Consider the following 3843-nt stretch of genomic DNA (forward strand, 5'->3'; position numbering starts at 1 on the left):
TGTTCGAACTCGGGCTTCCGGTCGGCGACGTCATTGCAATGTCTTCGTCAAGGTCCGCTGGGACCGTCCTCAAGACGCCGGGTGGGGAGGTGACAGTGAAGGAAGCTTCCCCCGAGCTGTTCTCCGGGGTGGATGTTGCGTTCTTCAGCGCAGGCGCATCGGTCAGCCGAGCCCTCGCCCCCGAGGCTGTCCGACGCGGGGCCGTGGTGATCGACAACTCCAGCGCGTTTCGGATGGAGCCGTCCGTTCCCCTCGTCGTTCCGGAGATCAATATGGACGCAGCCCGGAACCACTCAGGGATAATTGCCAACCCGAACTGCTCCACCATCATCATGGTCGTGGCCCTTGCCCCGATCTACCGCGCGTTCGGGCTCGAGAGGGTGGTGGTCTCGACTTACCAGGCTGTGTCCGGGGCGGGACACGCTGCCATGGAGGCTCTGGAGACCGAAACCAGAGCGGTTCTCGCGGGCGAGCAGCCCGAGCCCTCTGTCTTGCCGTTTCGTGCGGCCCAGGTCCACCACCAGATCGCTTTCAACCTCATCCCGCAGGTGGATGTCTTCCTTCCGGACGGATACACCAGGGAGGAAGTGAAGATGGTGAACGAGACCCGGAAGATTCTGGGCGACGACTCGATCCGCATCTCAGCCACCACGGTGCGTGTGCCAGTGTTCAGGTCCCATTCAGAGTCCATCAACTTCCAGACCCGGGTGCACGCTCCCATCAATGAGGTGAAGAGGATCCTCTCGGAGGCTCCTGGGGTCGAACTTGTCGATGACCCCGAGACCTACAAGTACCCGATGCCCATCAACACGTCCGGACGTGACCCAGTGCAGGTAGGGCGAGTGCGGGAAGACCCGTCAGCCCCTAACGCTCTGTGGATGTGGGTAGTTGGGGATCAGCTACGAAAGGGCGCCGCCTCCAACGCGGTTCAAATAGCCCTGGCTCTTCAGGAAGGCGAGAGGTGACTGGTGTTGAGCATCCTGGTTCAGAAGTTCGGTGGAACGTCTGTTGCGACTGAAGAGGACTGTGCGAGAGTTGTGTCAAGGATTCTGGAGGCTCGTAGGCAGGGAAAGGATGTCGTCGTGGTGGTCTCGGCGATGGGCCGCAGGCCCGCGCCTTACTCCACAGACGCTCTTCTCGACCTGGGGCAACGTGCCAATCCCGAGCTCGATCCCAGGGAGCGGGACGCGATCGCCTCGTGCGGTGAGGTTATCGCATCAGTGGTCCTGGTCTCGGCTCTGACGGCGGCGGGGTGTCCGGCGGTATCACTTACCGGGCCACAGGCGGGCATACTGACAGATGATAATTTCGGAGACGCACGGATAAGGAAGGTTGACCCTACCCGCATCCTAGAGGTCCTCAATTCGGGAAAGGTGGCGGTGGTAGCTGGGTTTCAAGGGGTCACAGAGGGCGGGGACGTCACTACACTCGGACGGGGCGGGAGCGACACCACGGCCTCTGCGCTAGGCGCCGCGCTGTCCGCGGAGCTCATTGAGATCTACACGGATGTCGACGGTGTCATGACTGCAGACCCCAGGGTTGTGCCAGATGCCCGATTCCAGGAGACAGTCTCCTACCGCGACCTGGTGGAGATGGCGAACCTCGGGGCGAAAGTAGTCCACCCTCGCGCCGTCGAAATCGCGATGCAGGCACGGATACCCCTCGCCATCAAGAGCACCTTCTCAGATTCGCCTGGGACCCTAGTGACCGATACCGGGCGCAGGGCTGCCGCGGTCCCTGTGGCCGACCGTCTGGTGTCAGCGGTGACCCACATGCCCGGCGTTGCCCAGATCCTCATTGACCAGGCAGACTTCAACAGCACAGGCCTAGTCCTGGATGTCTTCAGTGCTTTGGCTCGTGACCACATAAGCGTGGACATGATCAACGTGTTCCCTGAGAGGATAGCCTTCATAATAGGAGAGCGAGAGGTCCCGAGGGCTCGCCGGATACTCGAGGACCTCGGGCTGCACGCGGTGTCCAACCCGGGGTGCGCGAAGGTTTCCATAGTGGGTGGCGCGATGCGTGGAGTCCCTGGGGTGATGTCCAGAGTGGTGAGGGCGCTCCACAACGCCGGCGTCCGCATCCTGCAGACCTCGGACTCCCACAACTCCATATCCTGTCTTGTGCTAGGATCGGACATGGAGCGCGCGGCCAGGGCGCTTCATGATGAGTTCGAACTCGCAAGATGATGGGGGGAGATTGAGTTGAAGAAGAACGGCAGATTGGTGCGAGTCTTCACGGCGATGGTGACTCCCTTCAAGCCCGATCTCGCGGTCGACTACGAGAAGTCCAGGGTCCTTGCCCGGCATCTTGTGGATTCCGGATCCGATGGCATCGTGGTGGCGGGGACCACCGGGGAATCACCCACGCTGACCCACGAAGAGAAGCTTGGCCTGTTCCAGGCTGTCCTCGATGAGGTGGGAGACAGGGCATGTGTGGTCGCGGGGACGGGAACCAACGACACCAAGGCCAGTATCGAGATTACCCGCGAGGCGGAGGCGGTCGGCGTCGACGGAGTGATGCTAGTAGCGCCGTATTACAACAAACCGCCTCAGGCGGGCCTTTACCGCCATTTCGCGATGGTGGCGGAGTCCACGTCCCTGCCTATCATGGTGTACAACGTGCCCGGCAGGACGTCGGTTAACGTGTCCGGAGAGACCATGGCCAAGCTTGCGTGTGACTATCCCAACATAGTGGCGGTCAAGGAAGCGTCCGGGAACCTCGAACAGGTGGCCGAAATCAGGTCCAAGAGCCCAGAGGGGTTCGCGATCTATAGCGGCGACGATAACATGACCATCCCCCTCATGTCGGTGGGAGGCGATGGCATTGTGAGCGTCGCGGGACATGTGGCGGGCAGAGAGATCCAGGAGATGGTGGGGGCGTTCGTCTCAGGAGACGTGCAGAGAGCCGCATCACTGCACAGGAGACTCCTGCCCCTCTTCCGGGTGATATTCGTGACGACCAATCCTATCCCGATCAAGGCCGCCCTCTCCATGTCGGGCCTCGACGCCGGTCCGCTCAGGCCTCCACTGGTTGAGGCATCCGATTCGGAGCGTGCGGCGATCAGGAAGGTAATGGAATCCCTGGGGCTGTTGAAGGCGTCAGCTTGACTGTGCTTTCGAGCACCTGAGGATAGACACGGCATCTGCCGAAAGGGCGATGGAGAACCGCGACGGCGCGAAGGCGCGACGGCGCACTGCGGGTTGATTCGCTCTCCCTCCCGGTGTATAATCTGAGACGTTTTCAGGGCATTATTGGGTGCGAGGTGCAAGCTCAGGCGGTGGCAGAAACGAAAAGCGGTCGCGCGCGTCTGATACCCCTGGGGGGAATAGGCGAAATAGGCAAGAACATGCTGGTGGTGGAGTACGATGAGGACATCATCGTGATCGACTGCGGGGTCATGTTCCCTGACGAGGACATGTTCGGGGTGGACTTGGTGATCCCGGACATCGCCTATCTCGAGGAGAATCGTAACCGCGTCAGGGCGATTGTGCTGACACACGGGCACGAAGACCACATAGGTGCTCTGCCATATGTTCTGAAGCGTCTACCAGTCCCGGTTTACGGGACCAAGCTCACGCTGGCCCTTGTCGACCTCAAGCTGCGCGAGCACGACCTCAGATTGAACTCCAGGGGCCACGTAGTCGCCGCTGGGGACCACATCCAGATCGGGAAGTTCGGCGTGGAATTCATCCACGTGAGCCACAGCATAGCAGACGTGGTGGCCCTGGCCATCGAGACGCCTGCGGGGACCATCCTCCACACTGCGGACTTCAAGTTCGATCAGACGCCCATAGATGGCCACGTCATGGACTTGCGACGGTTTGCCGAGATAGGTGAGCG

General features: G+C 61.2%; 3 protein-coding genes and 1 pseudogene. All 4 read left to right on the plus strand.

Annotation, left to right across the window (positions count from 1 at the left end; all coding sequences use genetic code 11):
* A pseudogene (locus tag NUW23_03715) lies at positions 1 to 965 on the plus strand (aspartate-semialdehyde dehydrogenase).
* A 6-nt stretch (positions 966 to 971) separates the two neighbouring features.
* On the plus strand, positions 972 to 2189 hold the full coding sequence (gene dapG / locus NUW23_03720; GenBank protein ID MCR4425285.1) for an aspartate kinase: 1218 nt from the start codon (positions 972 to 974) through the stop codon (positions 2187 to 2189).
* A 15-nt stretch (positions 2190 to 2204) separates the two neighbouring features.
* Positions 2205 to 3110 carry a 4-hydroxy-tetrahydrodipicolinate synthase gene (dapA, locus tag NUW23_03725; GenBank protein MCR4425286.1) on the plus strand — a complete coding sequence of 302 codons (906 nt, stop codon included), beginning with the start codon at positions 2205 to 2207 and terminating at the stop codon, positions 3108 to 3110.
* Positions 3111 to 3349: 239 nt separating this feature from the next.
* The coding region (locus tag NUW23_03730) for a ribonuclease J (protein ID MCR4425287.1) at positions 3350 to 3843 on the plus strand (494 nt) is incomplete at its 3' end.

This window comes from Bacillota bacterium, assembly GCA_024655925.1.
GTDB lineage: Bacteria > Bacillota > DTU025 > DTU025 > JANLFS01 > JANLFS01.